We start from the raw sequence: 16,056 nt of genomic DNA on the forward strand, positions 1-16,056 counted from the left end.
TCCCCTGTGGGAGCTGTCGAGCTTCAGCGAGGCTGCGAAAGCGGTGGTTCAGTCGATGAGGATGGGTCAGAGCTTCGGCAACTGCCCGACGCGGCCCATCATTTCAGTGACGATCTGCAGGTCCAGCAGGAACTGCTCAACCGTTTTGAACTCACTGTCGGTGTGCCCGGTGTACTTCTCTTCCGGACGGGCCAGGCCAAATTGCACCCCGTTGGGCAAGTCGTGCACCGAGGTTGCACCGGCCGAGGTGCCGAACTTGTGCGGCATGCCCAGGTTTTCCGTGGCGACCGCCAGCAAGGCTTTGACCCACTCACCTTCAGGGTTGCGGTACATCGGTGTATCCAGCGAATAGGCGAAGCTCACGTTGACCTTGGCTTGCTGGTTCCAGGCATTCAGTTTCTGTTCGATCTGTGCCTTGAGTGCCTCCGGGGTTTTACCCTTCGGCGCCCGCAGGTTCACCGCCAGCTTGAAGGCTTTGTCATCCAGGCCGACAAAGGTCGGCGAGGTGGTCAACGGCCCCATGAAGTCATCGGCGAAGCCCACGCCCAATTTGCCGCCCAGGTAATCCAGGCCCCAGTTGTCCGCTGCATAACGCGCCGCATCAGTGATGTGGTTGTGCTTGAGGGCAATCTTGCCGTCGACGCCGTGGATCAGTTCCAGCATACGAGCCACCGGGTTGACCCCGGTTTCGGGTTCGGAGGAGTGGGCGGATACGCCGGTGACAGTGAGTTTGACGTCCTTGCCATCGACCTTGGCGCTGACCTGGAAATTGCCGCCGTTGCGCTTGGCATAATCATTACCGGCCTGCTGCAGGCTGGCCGCTAACTCAGCAGGCTTATCGCTGACCAGCGTAGCGACCGAAACCGATGGAATCTGGTTGGTGGCCTTGCCGCCGGTCATTGCGATGATTTCTGCGCCTGTGCCTTCACCTTTGCGTACCGGGAAGGTCGCCATGATGGTGCCCGAGCCTTTCTCGGCGATCACCACCGGGTAGCCGCCATCCAGCGCCAGGTTGTATTGCGGCACGGGGTTGCGTTCGAAGTAGTAAGGAATCGCGTCACCGGCGGTTTCTTCGGTGGTGTCCACCAGCAGCTTGAACGTGCGCGCCAGCGGCAGTTTTTCTTCCTTGATCACCTTCATGGCATACATCGCCACGACGATGCCGTTCTTGTCATCTTCGGTCCCACGGCCATACATGCGGTCGCCGATCAGCGTGACCTTGAATGGGTCGAGCTTGGTGCCGTCCTGCAGCACCCAGTTTTCCGGCGTGACCGGCACCACATCGGCATGGGCATGTACGCCGACGACTTCATCACCGCTGCCTTCCAGGGAGATTTCGTACACACGGTTATCGACATTACGGAAGTTCAGGTTGAAGGATTTGGCCAGGGCCTGGATCTTGTCGGCGATCTTGAGGAATTCCGGGTTTTTGTACTGTGGCAGCCCGTCTACGTTGAAGGTCGGAATCTCCACCAGTTCGCGCAAGGTTTCCAGGGCAGCCTTGCCGTACTTCACACGGGTGTAGATACCGAGCAGGCGATTGATCTCGTTCTGTTGCTCGGCGTTCAGGGTTTTGTTGTCGAGAAAGGCGCTGATAGCCGGGCCGACGTCAGCCGATTTACCCAGCTCGCCCTTGGCCAGGTTGCCGAGGAAGCTGCGGAAGTCGGTGACCGATGTCTCGCCGAAGCTCTTCACAATCGCCGCGCTTTGGTCTGCGCTGATGTTGGCGAAAGCGGGGGTTGAGAGTGCCGAAAGGCTAGCCGCGAACAGGGTGGCAACGGCCAATTGCTTGAGTGGAAAGTGCATTGTTTAAGGCATTCCTTTGCAGGTAGTGAGTAGGGTGTTTCTGACAGGCAAGTCGGAAACATTTCCACACACTACCACTACTCAGGTGCCCAAGGTCAATGCTGGCCAGGATGGGGCTCAGGGTATTCATCCGTCACGCTCAAGGCTCTGGCGTAGGGCCCGTCCCACAGTTGCTCATGCAATTGCCCTACACGCCTGGCCATCGCTTCACTGCGCATCACCACCTCCAGATTGCGCGAGTTATCCAGGTAACCGCCCAACCAGTTGCTGGTGCCGATCCACGCCACTTGCCCGTCGATCTCCATGGTCTTGCTGTGGATCACTCGGGCATAAGGGATAAAACCTTGCTTGGCTTCGGGCAGGGTGACGATCTTGATTTCGACGTTGGGCAATACCGCCAGGCTCTTGAGGTAGGGCAGTTCCAGCTTATCGGTGTTCCAGTTGGACACCATCAGTTTGATCGACACCCCACGGGCAGCAGCGGCACGCACGGCGTTGTCGATCACCGCGTAGTACGGGCGGGTTCGATCAGGCCCGTAGGACAGTGGCGCGTAATCGAGCAATTGCACACGCACTTCTTTTTTGGCTTCGCCCAGCAGGCGTGGCAGTTCCAGCTGTGAGTCGCCTACGCCTGGCGGGTTGTAGCGTTGCGGGCTGGCCACCAGGTAGTTGCCGGTGCGTGCGGGCGCCTGGCCGGTGGCCGGCAGCGGCACCGGTTGCTTATCGGCGAGCGCAGCCTGGGCTTGCCAGTCTTGATCGAAGATCGCCTGCACTTGGCCCACGACGGCTGCGTCACTGATGCGCAGCCCGGTTTCGTGGATATGTTCCAGGGAGCGCCAGTCGAAATTCTGGCTGCCGATAAACGCCTGCGTGCCATCCACCAGCAGGTATTTGGCGTGGATGATGCCGCCGCTCAGTTGCCCGTAGGGCAGCACCCGCAAGGTCAGGTTGGGGATCGCACGCAGGCGTTCCAGGGTGGCAGCTTCCGACAGCCTGAGGCCTTTTTCTTCCAGCAAAAAACGAATTTTCACGCCGCGCTTGCCGGCAGCCTCAAGGCGTTCGATGACCGTGTTCATCACCGAGCCGGGATGGTCGACGGCGTAGAACTGGCCGATATCAATGCGGCTCTTCGCACTGTCGAACAGCTCGATCCATACCGGGCCAGTCTGGCGCAAATCGGCGGTGACCAGGGCGGTATCCACCGGCACGGTGTGCACCAGCTCAAACCCCGGAATGGAAAAGTCCGCCTGGGCCAGCGGACTGAGCAACACGCCGGCGAGGCTGGCGATACGCAACTTCATCGAAAGGGACATAGGCGTCTCATCGGACAAAACAAAGGGGCGGGCGGATTACGCGCCCGCCCGACGGGTCACGCTGTGCGGCTGTGCAGGGAGGTCGGTACAAGGTGCGGCACTTCGCCTTGTACGCGGGCTCCGCTGGCCGCGCGGATCAACAGGATCTTCAACTGGTCGTTGATGCGTTCCAGGCTGTCCTGGAAAAAGTTGTGGAACACCACGCAGAACAGCGCGATGGCAATACCCAGGCCGGTGGCGAACAAGGCCGTGCCGATACCACCGGAAATCTGCCCTGGGTCGGAAACACCCGCCGTGGCCAGCGCCTTGAAGGTGTCGATAATGCCGAGGATGGTACCCAGCAAGCCCAGCAGCGGGGCGGCGGTGGTAATGGTCTCGATGATCCACAGGCTGCGGGCCAGCGGGGCGCGTGTCTTGAGGTATTGGGTGTCGATTTCGTCGTCCAGGTCCTTGCGTGAACCGTTGGAGGCTTTCTGCGCCAGCACCGGCAGGATCATGTTCAGCGGCAGGCTGTCGCGACGGCTCAGGTTTTCCGGCAGGTCACGCTCGCTGTGCACGGGGGCGCCGAGGGCGTCGATCAACGCCCGAGCCTGGCGGCGCACGTAGGCAAAGTAGATGCCGCGTTCGATGGCGATGAAGATCGCAATGGCCATCGCTGCGTACATCACATAGAAGGTGACGTCGTGGAGCAGGTTCATATCCATGCTGGTGTTCCTCTTGGGTCAGTCTTAGAAATTCGCTTCCAGCGAAACCGTTACGGTGCGGTCCAGGCCAACGATGTAGGCCGGGTCGCCATCGCGAAAACCGCTGTAGCTGGCCGCGTTGGTCTTGGTGGTGTACACGCCGTCCAGGTACTTCTTGTCGAACAGGTTGTCGACGTTCAGGCGCAGGGTCGCGTCCTTGACGACTTTCTTGTCCACCGGCAGGTAGATACCGGCGCCAAGGTTGAACACGGTGCGTCCGGAAATGGCTTCGTCGTTGGTCAGGTCGCCATAGAGCTTGCTGGTGTACTTGCCGCCGAAGGTGCCGTAGAAGCGCCCGTCGTCGTAACCAACGTTGGCCGCCAGCATGTTCTTGGGCACGTTGGCGAACTGCTTGCCGCTGGTGGGCAGCACGATGGGCTTGCCGGCGTTGTAGACGGTCAGGTCATCCTGCTGCTCGGCCTTGGTGTAGGTGTAGGAGGTGTAGTAGTTGAAGTGGTGGGGCAACTGGCCACTCCATTCCAGCTCCAGGCCTTTGTTGACCACGGAGCCCGCGTTGATGTCGGCAAAGTCGCCGTTGATGTCCCGGGACGAAACCTGGCGGTTCTTGAAGTCCATGTAGAACAGGGTGGCGGCCAGGGTCATGTCGTCGCCGCTGTAGCGCCAGCCCAGTTCATGGTTCCAGCTGGTTTCCGGTTCGGCGTCGATCGAGCCGGCGCCTTTGTCGTAGAGCACGTAGTTCTGCGGTACCCGCATGTTGCGCGACAGGCTGTAGAACAACTGGTCACGCTCGTCCAGCTGGTATTTCAGGCCGGCGTTGGGCAGCAGTTTGTTGTAGGTCTGGTTACGTTTTTCCGGGCGTTCGTTAAGGCTGCCATGGTTGGTGCCTTCACGCTCGACGTTCATGTAGGCCAGGCCGGCGATGAAGGTCCAATCCGGGTTGATGTACCAGGTGTCCTGGGCCCAGACCTTTTGCGCCGGGGTCACGGTGAAGCGGTCGCGCCCCTGGACCTGGTTGCCGTTGGCATCGACGATGGCGCTGTTGGAATCCGGCCAGGTATCCACTGGCTTGCCGTTGCTCTTTAGGGGAATGAACGGCTGGGTCTGGCTCTGGCGTGCGCGCTCGTACCAGTAGCCGAATTGCAGGCTGTGGTCGCCCAGGTCCCAGGTCAGTTTGGTGGTGATGCCCGGCCGCCAGGTTTGCGTGCGTGAAGGGCGGTAGTACACGCCGCTGTTCGGTGTGCCATCGGCGTTGTACTGGGCGGCGGTGGGCAGGTTGCCCAGATCGAACACGCCACCCTGGTTGGAGCCACGGTTGAGCGCATAGGCGGACGAGCCGACGCCGCTGCCGTTGCCCCAGTAGTAATACGGGATCACCGACAGCGCCAGGTTGTCGGCCAGTTTGAACTGGGTGTTGAGCACGGCGGTGAAGGTCTGGAACGGGTTCTGCGCCAGGGCGTAGTAGCTGTTGTACTTGCCGTTGCTGCCCACGCTCGGCGTGGCCGGGTAGGGATCGTACTTGCGGCCGTTCTGCTGGAACTGCGCCTTGGTCAACTGGCTGTAACTGTTGTTGTCCTGCTCGTGGTACTTGAGGATCAGGTTGGCGGTGTTGCCGTTGCCGGCGTCGAAGAAGCTGTTCCACTCCACCTTGTCCGCACGCACCGCGCCTGAGCCACGCCACATCTGCCCTTCGGTATGGGACACCGACAGCCAGTTGCTAAGACCGTTGATTTCACCGGTATTGAGGCGGGCGAAGGTCTTGCGCGTGGCGTTGCTGCCGACCACCTGTTTGACGAACGCGCCGGTTTCCTTGGTCGGGCGAATGGTCACGATGCCGATGTTGCCGCCGCTGGAACCAATGTGCGGGCCGTCGGATTCCGAAGCACCCTGGGTGACGAAGATCTGGTCGATGTTTTCCGGGTCGCCCAGCAGGTTGGAGTACAGCGCGTAGTTGCCGGAGTCGTTGATCGGCATGCCGTCCACCGACATGCCCACCTGGTCGGAGTTCATGCCGCGCATGGTGAAGCGAAAACCCGAGAGGCCGGTGTTGTCTTCACTGGAGATGTTCAAGCCTGGGGTGTACTTGAGCTTATCGATGGCATTGCCTGTTGCTGCCTGCTTGTCCAGTGCTTCCTTGGTCACCGTGGAGCGGCCCTTGATGCTTTCTTCCGGGACCATGTAACCGCCCCCTGCGCTCGCCTTGCCTTGTACCCCAATGGTGCCGACATCACTGTCGCTGGTCTCTGCCATGACCAGTCCCTGGCTCATGCTGGTCGCGGCAACGAGTGCCAGATGAATGCGGGTGAACTTCATCACTGTCGTCCTGATGTCGGGTGCTTATTGCACGCTGTAGTTGAAGGTGGCGGTGAAGCGCTGCTCATTGCGGCCCCCGAAGGCTTGTTCGGGGAACGGTTTGACTTGCTTGATGCGACGCAAGCTGTTGGTGGCGGCCCGGTTGAGCAACATGCTTGAGGCCTGAGTCTGCAAGCCGGAATCGAGCACACGGCCCTGGCGGTCCACCAGCAACCACACCACCACCTCGCCGCTGGGGCGTTCGAGCGACGCCTGGCGCCCGGTGGGGTACTGCTTGTAGGTGTCCAACTCGTTGCGCAAGCCTTTGAGGTAACCGCCTTCCAGGGCCTGGCCATCGACCTTCGGTGGCGCCGGTGGGGCGGGCGTCGGTGCCGTTTGGGCGACGGCGGCCGGGGCTGGCTTGGCGGCCACCGGTGGCGGCGTTGGCGCGGGCTTGGCGACCACGGGCGCCGGCTTGGGCACAGGTTTTGGCTTGGGTTTGGGTTCGGGTTTAGGCAGCGGCTTGGGCGGTGGCGGTGGCGCCGGCGCGGCCTCTTCCTCTTCTATTACCGGCGGTGGCGGTTCTTGTTCCACCACCGGTTCCGGTATGACTTCCGGTTCCGGCTCGACCAAGGCCAATTCGACCGCCGACTCGTCATACACCGGCTCGACCTTCAAGGTCTGGGACTGGATACCCAGTGCAATCAGCACCAGGGCGATCAGGGCCGGGACACTGCCCAGCAGCTGACGCGCACGAAACAGAACGTACATGATCAAGACTTACGCGTAGCAATGGACACGGAGGTGAAGCCACCCAGGCGCAGGGTGTCCATCACTTCCACCAGGCGCGAAACCTCTACGCCTTTGTCGCTGTTGACGATGATCGTCGACTTGGTGTCGGGCTTCTCGGCCGCCTTCAAGGCCGGCACCAGGGCATCCACCGTCAGGTCCTTGCCGTCCAGTTGCAACTGGCCTTCCAGGCCCAGGGTGAGGATGAATTTGTTTTGCGGTTTGAGCTGCTGCGAGCTGCTGGCGCTGGGCAATTGGGTCTTCATGCCGAGCGCGGGAATCACGTTCAGGCTCACCAGTACGAAAAACACCAGCAGGAACATCATCACGTCGATCATCGGGATCAGTTCGATGTGCGCCTTGCGTTTCTTGGGTTCGTCCCAGGTTCTCATTCCGTTACCCCGTTATTGAATTAGGGGCAACACGCTAGCAAGCAAAAATGACCGAATGGTTAACTTTAATTGACGGTTTAAAGGCTCTAGGACGGGTCTTTCAGAAAACTTACCGGTCAGTTTTGGCACGTAATGAAACTGACACTCGGGGCGTACATGCTTGAGAAATTTATCTTGAGAGCCAGCTTCCATGGACACAGCATTGCCTCAATTGACTACCCCGCGGCTGCTGTTGCGAGCACTGGAAATGCACCAGGCCCAGTTGCTTTTCACGCTCGCCAACGGCCCGAAAATTGCCGACAACACGGCGAATATTCCATCGCCCTACACTCTGGAAACCGCCGAGGATTTTATTGCAGGGATTGCCGATAAATACCGCACTGGTGAACTGCTGAACCTGGGGATGCATGTGCTGGGCACACACGAGTTGATTGGCATGGTCAGCCTGCGCATCAATGCTCGTCATCACTATGGGCACTTGGGGGGCTGGGTGGCGGCGCACTGCCGTAACCAGGGGTTCGCGGCAGAAGCGGCAAGCGCGGTGATGGACTTCGGCTTCGGCGAGCTGGGTTTGCAGCGCGTGGGCAGCCAGTGCTTTGGTCGCAACAAGGAATCGGCGCGGGTCATGGAAAAGATCGGCCTGCGCTATGAAGGCTGCATGCGCCAGGCGTTTCTAAAGAACGGCGTGTATGAGGACTTGCTCGGGTTTGCCGCCGTGCGTGACGACTGGGAGCGCTGTCTGTGAGCGGCGGGGTAGACCACAACCGGCGCCGGATACTTGGCGGGCTGGCGGTCGCTACCGCGTTTTCGATCCTCAGCCCGTTTGCGCGCAGTGCCGGGGTGGATTATCCGTTCACCCTCGGCGTGGCTTCCGGCGACCCGTTGCCGGATGGCTTTGTGATATGGACGCGCCTGGCGCCGTTGTTCAACGCCGCGGATGGCCGTGGCGGGCTGAGTCGCTCAGTGCCAGTGCGTTGGCGGGTGGCCAGCGATGCGGCGATGACGCGTATTGTGAGGCAGGGGGAGGTGCTGGCGACGCAGCGTTTCGCTCACGCAGTGCATGTCGAAGTGGCGGGGCTGGCGGCGGATCGGCCGTATTGGTACCAGTTTGAAGGGCTCGGTGCGCAGAGCCAGGTGGGCCAGTCCCGCACGATGCCGCCGCTGCAGGCCATGGCATCGGCCCGGCTGGGGTTTGTGTCGTGCTCGCACTGGGAGCGCGGTTACTTCAGTGCCTACCGACACCTTGCCGCGGAGCGGCCCGACCTGGTGTTTTTCCTCGGCGACTATATTTACGACAGCTCCTACGCGGCGGATTCTGGCAAGGTTTTTCGTTCTCACGGCAGTGGCAATGCGCAAAGCCTGAGCGACTATCGCAACCGCTACGCGTTGTACAAGACCGATCCGGACCTGCAAGCCCTGCACGCCGCCGCACCCAGCGTGGCGACCTGGGACGATCATGAAGTGCAGAATGACTATGCCAACCGCTGGTCCCAGGATCCCAAGGTTGCGGTGGCGCAGTTTCTCCAGCAACGGGCGGCGGCTTACCAGGCGTTTTACGAACACATGCCCTTGCGCGCCAGTAGCGTGCCCAAGGGCGCGGACATGCGTATTTATCGACGTCTGGACTACGGCCGGCTTGTACGTTTCCATGTGCTCGACGGGCGTCAGTATCGTTCCGAGCAACCGTGCATCGCAGCCAATGGCAGCCACCAGGGGCATGTTGTCACCACCCCTTGCAGCAACTTGCGTGACCCCGCCCGCACGTTGCTCGGCTGGCAACAAGAAGCCTGGCTGGACCAGGGTTTTGCCCAGTCGAAGGCGCAATGGAATGTGATCGCCCAGGATTTGCTGGTGGCGCCGCTGATCCAGCGCGATCTCACCAACCACAAGCCGGGGCGCTGGACCGATGGGTGGGATGGCTACATGGCTAACCGCTCACGGATGCTGGCGTCGATTGTGCGCAATCGCGTGAAGAACCCGGTGTTCTGGGGCGGGGACATTCATTCGTTCTGGGCCACTGACCTGCATGCTAACGCCGACAACCCGGACTCGGCGGTGGTTGCCACCGAGTTCGTTGGCTCGTCGGTGACCTCTGACGGCCCGCCCTATGACGCGTTCATGAAGATCATGCCGCTTAACCCCCATGTGAAGTTCTTCGACAGCCGCCAGCGCGGGTATGTGTCGGTGGAGTTGGCGGCCGACAGCATGTTGACGAATTTTCGGGCGATCAGTGACCCGCGTGACCCGGCGGCGACGGTGTCGACGTTGAAGTCGTTCGTGGTCGAGCCGGGCAGGGCAGGGGCGATTGCCGTCTAGCCTATTTCTCTGTGGCGCATCGGTCCACTGTGGGAGGGGGCTTGCTCCCGATAGCGGTGGATCAGTTACAGGTAAGCTGACTGACACACCGCTATCGGGAGCAAGTCCCCTCCCACATTAGTTTCAATTTCATAGCGCACCGACAATGCGCCCTTTTTCTCCGATAGCGCCAGGATCGTCACCTGGCCCAGCTCGCTCAACGCTTGCACATGAGTGCCGCCACAGGCGTAAGCCGGCAATTCACCGAAGCCGACTTCGCGGGTGCCTTCATCCAGCGTCATATGCCGTGGATAGTCAGCGGCGATCCATTGGTTGACCCATTGCTGGAGCGTTTGCGCATCCATGTCTTGCGCGCTTTGGCCACGGATAAAGGTGATCTTGCCTTCGCCCGGCCAGTGGTGGGCCTTGATCGGCATCCAGCCCAGACGTTCGCCGGCGTTGCCGATCAAATGGCCCGCCGAATGCAGGCGGCTGTGCAAGGCTCGACGCTGTGCGTCGACTCGTGCAATGACCGGTCCAGGTTCCAGAGGCCGGTCGACGTAATGCACCACCTGTTCGGCTTCCTGCACGACCCGCAGTACCTGGCTATCGCCGAGCCAGCCGGTGTCGAACGGCTGGCCGCCGCCTTGGGGATGAAAAATCGTCGACTGCGCAATCACGGCGAATTGCTCTTCGTGCGGGGTGCAACTGAGCACTTCCAGCTCGGCTGTCAGGTGGTCATGGGTAAAAAACAGGCGCTCGGTCATGGTCTACATCCGCATCAGGGTTCTGTGGGCAGTATAAATAGTGCGCAGATGAGTGATAATCCGCTCAATTATCAATGGACCTGTGCGTCATGAGCATCAATCTTCCTTTGCCGTTGTTGGGTGAAATGGCGATTTTCGTCAAGGTCGTGGAAACCGGCAGCTTCTCCGAAGCGGCGCGGCAACTGAGCGTCTCCCCCTCGGCGGTGAGCCGCAGCATTTCACGCCTGGAGCAGGCCCTGGCCACGCGCTTGCTGCAACGCACAACGCGCAAATTGCGCCTGAGCGAGGGCGGTGAAGAGGTATTCAAGCGTTGCCAGGAGATGGTCAGCGCGGCCCGCTCGGTGATGGAAATCAGCGGCCAGTTCACCGATGAAGCCGAGGGCCTGGTACGGGTCAGCGTGCCCAAGGCCGTGGGGCGGTTCGTGGTGCATCCGCATATGCCGGAATTTCTGCGGCGCTACCCCAAGGTGGATGTGCAATTGATCCTTGAAGATCGGCATGTGGACCTGATCGACGACAATGTCGACTTGAGCATTCGTATCACTGACAGTCCACCTCCCGGCCTGGTCGGGCGCCAGCTATTGCCCATCGAACACCTGCTGTGTGCGACGCCGCAGTACCTGGCCGAGCGTGGCACCCCAAGCCATCCTCATGATTTGCTCGAGCACAGTTGCATTTACCTGGGGGAAACGCCCGGCGATTCACGTTGGAAATTTCGCCAGGCCGGCAAGGCGGTGACGGTTGGCGTACGCGGGCGTTATGCAGCGAACCACACTGGGGTGCGGTTGGATGCGGTATTGCAGCATGTGGGGATTGGCAGCTTGCCGTATTTCACGGCGCGGCATGCGTTGGCGGCGGGCCAGTTGGTGCAAGTGTTGCCAGCGTGGGACTTTATTGCGTCTTACCATGGCGAGGCGTGGTTGCTGCATTCGCCAACGCGGTACTTGCCGCCGAAGTTGCGGGTGTTTATCGATTATCTGGTGGAGTGCATGGCCAAGGAGCCAAAGCTAAATGTGGGAGGGGGCTTGCCCCCGATAGCGGTCTGTCAGTCACCTTTACATTGACTGACCCACTGCTATCGGGGGCAAGCCCCCTCCCACATTTGAATCTCAGTGCTTGAAAAGTCAGTGCTTGCTCTGGTCCTGGGGCATGGCCAGCAGTTGCTTTTCCTGGTTCCAGTCGAACGGTTCGTCGTTCTGTTCGGCCTCATAGCGACGTTCTTCCAGGGCCTGGTACAGGTCCAGTTCTTCGTCGGGCATGAAGTGCAGGCAGTCACCGCCAAAGAACCACAGCAGGTCGCGTGGCACCAAGTGGGCGATTTGCGGGTAGCGCAGGATGACCTGGCTCATCAGGTCCTGGCCCAGGTACTGGCTTTCGATCGGATCGATCGGCAACAGGGCGCGCAGTTCGTCGAAACGCTCCAGGAACAGCGAGTGGCTTTCCTCGGGTACCTGTTCGGCTTCGCCGACGGCAACCAGGATGCTGCGCAAGTGGTCGAGCAAGACGAGATGATCGGCAACGACGTTGGACACGAGATAAGGCCTCTAAAGCAAAAACGGGCGCGAGAGTATATGCCTCTCGCGCCCGTTTTTATATGACCGCCGGTATCAGCGGACTTTACCTTCTGCCTGCATCAGCTCTTCCTTGCTGAAATCATCCACGTCGATCACCTTGCGCCGTGCCGCTTCGGCATCGCGCAGGGTTTGCGCTTCACCTGGTTGCAGCACGCCGGCATGCAAGGCGGCATCGATGGCAGACTCACCGGCAGTCGGTTTGACCTGCCCGCTTTTAAGCGCGGTATGCAGTTTTTTCTGCAACGGATGGCTGGCGCCGAGCAAATCGTAGGCATGTTGCAGAGCGCCTACTGGATCTTCCGCCGCTTGCGGTCGATAGCACCCGGCTAGCAGTTCTTCCAGGGTCGGGTCGCCCTTGGCACGACCGATTACCGCCGCCACTTCGGCATCCAGTGCATCGGAGGGCCCGGTATGCCGACGCCCGAACGGGAATACGATCACCCGCAGCAGGCAGCCGAGTACCTTGTTCGGGAAGTTGCTCAGCAGTTCATCCAGTGCGCGTTCCGATTCACCCAGGCTCTCTTCCATGGCCCAGGCAAACAGCGGCTCCAGATGGTCTGGCGAATCCAGGTCGTGATAACGCTTGAGCGCTGCGGACGCCAGGTACATATGGCTCAGTACATCACCCAGGCGGGCGGACAGGCGTTCGCGGCGCTTGAGCTCACCACCCAGCAGCATCATGCTCAGGTCGGCCAGCAGGGCAAATGCAGCCGCCTGGCGGTTCAGGGCGCGGAAGTAGCCCTGGCTCAAACGGTTGCCGGGGGCTTTTTCGAAATGGCCGAAGCCCAGGTTCAGCACCAGGGTGCTGGCGGCGTTGCTCACGGCAAAACCGATGTGTTGCATCAGCAGGCCGTCGAACTCTTTCAACGCCTGGTCATGGTCTTCGCGACCGGCCAGGGCCATCTCCTTGAGCACGAAAGGATGGCAGCGAATTGCACCCTGGCCGAAGATCATCAGGTTGCGCGAGAGAATATTCGCGCCTTCCACGGTGATGAAGATCGGCGCACCTTGCCAGCTGCGGCCCAGGTAGTTGTTAGGGCCCATGATGATGCCCTTGCCACCGTGCACATCCATGGCGTGGCTGATGCACTCGCGGCCACGCTCGGTGAGGTGATATTTGAGGATCGCCGACAACACCGAGGGCTTCTCCCCCAGGTCAACGGCATTGGCGGTGAGCATACGCGCGCTGTCCATCAGCCAGGCATTGCCGCCGATGCGCGCCAGGGCTTCCTGGATACCTTCGAAGGCTGACAGTGGCACATTGAACTGCTCGCGCACCTGCGCGTATTGCCCGGTCACCAGGCTGGTGAACTTGGCGGCGCCGGTGCCGACGGCAGGCAGGGAGATCGAGCGGCCTACCGACAGGCAGTTCATCAGCATCATCCAGCCTTTGCCGAGCATTTCCTGGCCACCGATCAGGTATTCCAGGGGAATGAACACGTCCTTGCCGGAGTTGGGGCCGTTCATGAAGGCAGCGCCGAGGGGCAGGTGACGACGGCCTATTTCTACGCCGGGCGTATCGGTTGGAATCAGCGCGAGGCTGATGCCCAGGTCTTCTTCTTCGCCCAGCAGGTGGTCTGGGTCATGAGCCTTGAACGCCAGGCCGAGCAAGGTCGCGACCGGGCCAAGGGTGATGTAGCGTTTTTCCCAGTTCAGACGCAGGCCGAGGGTTTCCTTGCCTTGCCATTCGCCTTTGCAGATCACCCCGGTGTCGGGCATGGCGCCTGCATCGGAACCGGCCAGCGGGCCGGTGAGGGCGAAGCACGGGATGTCGTCGCCACGCGCCAGGCGCGGAAGGTAGTGGTTGCGTTGTTCTTCGGTGCCGTAGTGCAGCAGCAACTCGGCCGGGCCCAGGGAATTGGGGACCATCACGGTGGACGCAAGGTCACCGCTGCGGGTCGCAAGCTTCATCGCAACCTGAGAGTGCGCATAGGCAGAGAAGCCCTTGCCGCCATACTCCTTGGGAATGATCAGGGCGAAGAATCCGTGGGTCTTGATGTGCTCCCAGGCCGCTGGCGGCAGGTCCATGGCTTGACCGATCTCCCAGTCGCTGACCATGGCGCAGAGTTCTTCGGTGGGGCCGTCGATGAACGCCTGTTCTTCTTCGGTCAATTGAACCTTGGGGTAGGCCAGCAATTTATCCCAGTCGGGGCGCCCGCTGAACAGTTCGCCGTCCCACCAGACGGTGCCGGCATCGATCGCATCGCGTTCGGTCTCGGACATCGGTGGCAGTACTTTCTGAAACCAGCTGAACAGCGGCTTGGTGAAGTATTGGCGGCGCAGGTCAGGCAGCAGCAACGGCGCGGCCACCACGGCGATGAGCACCCAGAAGATCAGCAGCAGCCAGCCCGGCGCGTGGCTCCAGGCGCCCATCGCCAGCAGGTAGACGGCGACCACGCCCAGGGCGGGCAGGGGGGCAGTTCGGCGGTGTGCCAGGTAGGCAATGCCGACCACCAGCACCAGTATCCACAACAACAGCATATGCAATCCTCCGTGAAACCAGGGGCGAAACCACCAGGGAGCTTAGTCCGCATCCGAACAAGCCGGGTGATCAGGGTGTTACAAGTTGTACTGGGGATACCCATCAGCAGGCGCCGACATTTGGCGTAATCGTCGTTATCTCTGTGGCAGGCCTGTCGTTAAACTCCAGGCTCACTTCGGAGATCAAGCTTATGAATGCGTACTTGAGTCCCAGCCGCTTCATCGATAGTGACCACCCTGCGGTGGTGGAGTTCGCCGAAAAACATCGCGGAACCCGCACGGATTTAAGTGACCAGGCAGTCAGTCTTTATTACGCCGTACGTGAGGCGATTCGCTACAACCCCTACACCTTCAGCCGCGACCCCAACACATTGAATGCCAGCTTCGCACTGGCTGCCGGCGAAAGCTATTGCGTGCCCAAGGCCACCTTGCTGGCCGCCTGCGCCCGTCACTGTGGCATCCCCGCGCGCATTGGCCTGGCAGACGTGCGCAACCACCTGTCCACACCGCGCCTGCTTGCCCTGCTCAAAAGTGACGTGTTCGCCATGCACGGTTATACCGAGCTGTACCTGAACGGCCGCTGGGTCAAAGCGACTCCGGCGTTCAATCAGCAACTGTGCGACGTGTTTGATGTGCCGCCACTGGAATTCGATGGCTTGCATGACAGTGTCTTCCACGCGTTCAATCGCCAGGGCCGTCGCTCAATGGAATATGTGATGGATCACGGGCAATTTGTTGACGTCCCCGAGGCATTCTTTTTCGCGCATATCCGCCAGTGTTACCCGCACTTGTTTGCCGACAATGCACCGACCCTGCTGGGCGATCTGCAGGACGATTTAAGCCGTGGCTGATCCGGCGTATGCTGCTGCCTTCATCCAGCCAAGTTCATCCACAATAAGGCGCGGTCATGCTGAAAATCTGGGGTCGTAAAAATTCATCAAACGTCAGGAAAGCACTGTGGTGCGCCGAGGAACTCGGCCTGGACTATGAGGCAATTGATGCGGGCGGGGCTTTTGGTGTGGTCGACACCCCGCAATATCGGGCCCTGAACCCCAATGGCCGGGTGCCGATGATCGAAGATGGCGATTTTGTGCTGTGGGAATCCAACACCATCGTGCGCTACCTGTGCGCCAAACAGGCATCGGACTTCTACCCCAGCGACCTGCAAGCCCGGGCCAATGCCGAAAAGTGGATGGACTGGACCACCTCCACGCTCGCCGACCCGTTCAAGGCGGTGTTCTGGGGGATCGTGCGCACCCCGGCTGACAGGCAAAACTGGGACAGTATCAATGCCGGGCGCCAAGCCTGTATCGACGCGCTCAAAACCGTCGACCAGGCCCTTGCCGAGCAACCCTACCTGTCCGGTCAGACGTTCGGCATGGGTGATATCCCTCTGGGTTGCTTCATCTATGCCTGGTTCGAGATGCCCATTGAGCGGCCGGCAATGCCCCATCTGGAGGCCTGGTACCAGCGCCTGCAACAGCGCCCGGCGTATCGCAAAGCGGTGATGACCGCGTTGACTTAATACACACTATTAATACGGGTGACTGTACTTGTGCGGCATGGGCAAGCACCATGCCCGCATTGCATCGTCGGTTGAACTACCTGCGCTGCGCCCTCATCTATTCTTTCTATTCCCTTCTTTG

The 16,056-nt window shown here is 60.6% G+C and carries 14 protein-coding genes; 5 read left to right on the plus strand and 9 right to left on the minus strand.

Annotated features, from left to right (window positions below; all coding sequences use genetic code 11):
• Positions 1 to 66: 66 nt before the first annotated feature.
• From E4P01_RS11420 to E4P01_RS11445, 6 genes are all read right to left on the minus strand, one after another.
• Positions 67 to 1,806 (minus strand): dipeptidase, encoded by a 1,740-nt coding sequence (locus E4P01_RS11420; protein WP_216090974.1) that lies wholly within the window; start codon positions 1,804 to 1,806, stop codon positions 67 to 69.
• Positions 1,807 to 1,901: 95 nt separating this feature from the next.
• Positions 1,902 to 3,119, minus strand: coding sequence for a phospholipase D-like domain-containing protein (locus E4P01_RS11425; protein ID WP_216090975.1), 1,218 nt, complete (start codon positions 3,117 to 3,119; stop codon positions 1,902 to 1,904).
• Positions 3,120 to 3,175: 56 nt separating this feature from the next.
• Entirely contained in the window at positions 3,176 to 3,823 is a 648-nt protein-coding gene (locus E4P01_RS11430) for a MotA/TolQ/ExbB proton channel family protein (protein WP_005786664.1), read from the minus strand.
• Between the two features lie 24 nt (positions 3,824 to 3,847).
• Positions 3,848 to 6,133: a TonB-dependent receptor gene (locus E4P01_RS11435; protein ID WP_216090976.1), complete on the minus strand. Its 2,286-nt coding sequence runs from the start codon at positions 6,131 to 6,133 to the stop codon at positions 3,848 to 3,850.
• Between the two features lie 24 nt (positions 6,134 to 6,157).
• Entirely contained in the window at positions 6,158 to 6,883 is a 726-nt protein-coding gene (locus tag E4P01_RS11440) for an energy transducer TonB (RefSeq protein ID WP_148852257.1), read from the minus strand.
• A 2-nt stretch (positions 6,884 to 6,885) separates the two neighbouring features.
• Complete coding sequence (locus tag E4P01_RS11445) at positions 6,886 to 7,293, minus strand: biopolymer transporter ExbD (protein ID WP_005786670.1); 408 nt, start codon at positions 7,291 to 7,293, stop codon at positions 6,886 to 6,888.
• A gap of 190 nt (positions 7,294 to 7,483) precedes the next feature.
• Here E4P01_RS11445 and E4P01_RS11450 point away from each other — a divergent pair, with 190 nt between their 5' ends.
• Positions 7,484 to 8,038 (plus strand): GNAT family protein, encoded by a 555-nt coding sequence (locus E4P01_RS11450; RefSeq protein WP_148852256.1) that lies wholly within the window; start codon positions 7,484 to 7,486, stop codon positions 8,036 to 8,038.
• Positions 8,035 to 9,609, plus strand: coding sequence for an alkaline phosphatase D family protein (locus tag E4P01_RS11455; protein ID WP_148852255.1), 1,575 nt, complete (start codon positions 8,035 to 8,037; stop codon positions 9,607 to 9,609). The genes E4P01_RS11450 and E4P01_RS11455 overlap by 4 nt, the downstream gene beginning before the upstream one ends.
• Before the next feature lie 65 nt (positions 9,610 to 9,674).
• Here the strand turns inward: E4P01_RS11455 and E4P01_RS11460 are convergent, their stop codons facing one another.
• A complete protein-coding gene (locus E4P01_RS11460) occupies positions 9,675 to 10,355 on the minus strand; it encodes an alanyl-tRNA editing protein (protein ID WP_216090977.1) in 681 nt (226 codons plus the stop codon).
• Between the two features lie 89 nt (positions 10,356 to 10,444).
• Between E4P01_RS11460 and E4P01_RS11465 the strand changes: the two genes are divergently transcribed.
• Positions 10,445 to 11,419 carry a LysR family transcriptional regulator gene (locus tag E4P01_RS11465; RefSeq protein WP_216090978.1) on the plus strand — a complete coding sequence of 325 codons (975 nt, stop codon included), beginning with the start codon at positions 10,445 to 10,447 and terminating at the stop codon, positions 11,417 to 11,419.
• Between the two features lie 60 nt (positions 11,420 to 11,479).
• On the opposite strand, the gene E4P01_RS11470 is transcribed toward E4P01_RS11465, so the two are convergent.
• A complete protein-coding gene (locus tag E4P01_RS11470) occupies positions 11,480 to 11,887 on the minus strand; it encodes a PA2817 family protein (RefSeq protein WP_003190109.1) in 408 nt (135 codons plus the stop codon).
• Positions 11,888 to 11,962: 75 nt separating this feature from the next.
• Positions 11,963 to 14,410, minus strand: coding sequence for an acyl-CoA dehydrogenase (locus E4P01_RS11475; RefSeq protein WP_005786682.1), 2,448 nt, complete (start codon positions 14,408 to 14,410; stop codon positions 11,963 to 11,965).
• Between the two features lie 191 nt (positions 14,411 to 14,601).
• Here E4P01_RS11475 and E4P01_RS11480 point away from each other — a divergent pair, with 191 nt between their 5' ends.
• Together E4P01_RS11480 and E4P01_RS11485 are read left to right on the plus strand one after the other, a co-directional pair.
• Entirely contained in the window at positions 14,602 to 15,261 is a 660-nt protein-coding gene (locus E4P01_RS11480) for a transglutaminase family protein (RefSeq protein ID WP_216090979.1), read from the plus strand.
• A 56-nt stretch (positions 15,262 to 15,317) separates the two neighbouring features.
• On the plus strand, positions 15,318 to 15,935 hold the full coding sequence (locus E4P01_RS11485; protein WP_148852252.1) for a glutathione S-transferase: 618 nt from the start codon (positions 15,318 to 15,320) through the stop codon (positions 15,933 to 15,935).
• Positions 15,936 to 16,056: the final 121 nt, after the last annotated feature.

This window comes from Pseudomonas sp. NCIMB 10586 (assembly GCF_023127895.1).
GTDB lineage: Bacteria > Pseudomonadota > Gammaproteobacteria > Pseudomonadales > Pseudomonadaceae > Aquipseudomonas > Aquipseudomonas synxantha_A.

What these genes read in the sequence shown, in the direction of transcription:
- E4P01_RS11420 (WP_216090974.1), bottom strand. Translation starts at nt 1,806, where the DNA reads ATGCACTTTCCACTCAAGCAATTGGCCGTTGCCACCCTGTTCGCGGCT.
- E4P01_RS11425 (WP_216090975.1), bottom strand. Translation starts at nt 3,119, where the DNA reads ATGTCCCTTTCGATGAAGTTGCGTATCGCCAGCCTCGCCGGCGTGTTG.
- E4P01_RS11430 (WP_005786664.1), bottom strand. Translation starts at nt 3,823, where the DNA reads ATGGATATGAACCTGCTCCACGACGTCACCTTCTATGTGATGTACGCA.
- E4P01_RS11435 (WP_216090976.1), bottom strand. Translation starts at nt 6,133, where the DNA reads ATGAAGTTCACCCGCATTCATCTGGCACTCGTTGCCGCGACCAGCATG.
- E4P01_RS11440 (WP_148852257.1), bottom strand. Translation starts at nt 6,883, where the DNA reads ATGTACGTTCTGTTTCGTGCGCGTCAGCTGCTGGGCAGTGTCCCGGCC.
- E4P01_RS11445 (WP_005786670.1), bottom strand. Translation starts at nt 7,293, where the DNA reads ATGAGAACCTGGGACGAACCCAAGAAACGCAAGGCGCACATCGAACTG.
- E4P01_RS11450 (WP_148852256.1), top strand. Translation starts at nt 7,484, where the DNA reads ATGGACACAGCATTGCCTCAATTGACTACCCCGCGGCTGCTGTTGCGA.
- E4P01_RS11460 (WP_216090977.1), bottom strand. Translation starts at nt 10,355, where the DNA reads ATGACCGAGCGCCTGTTTTTTACCCATGACCACCTGACAGCCGAGCTG.
- E4P01_RS11465 (WP_216090978.1), top strand. Translation starts at nt 10,445, where the DNA reads ATGAGCATCAATCTTCCTTTGCCGTTGTTGGGTGAAATGGCGATTTTC.
- E4P01_RS11475 (WP_005786682.1), bottom strand. Translation starts at nt 14,410, where the DNA reads ATGCTGTTGTTGTGGATACTGGTGCTGGTGGTCGGCATTGCCTACCTG.
- E4P01_RS11480 (WP_216090979.1), top strand. Translation starts at nt 14,602, where the DNA reads ATGAATGCGTACTTGAGTCCCAGCCGCTTCATCGATAGTGACCACCCT.
- E4P01_RS11485 (WP_148852252.1), top strand. Translation starts at nt 15,318, where the DNA reads ATGCTGAAAATCTGGGGTCGTAAAAATTCATCAAACGTCAGGAAAGCA.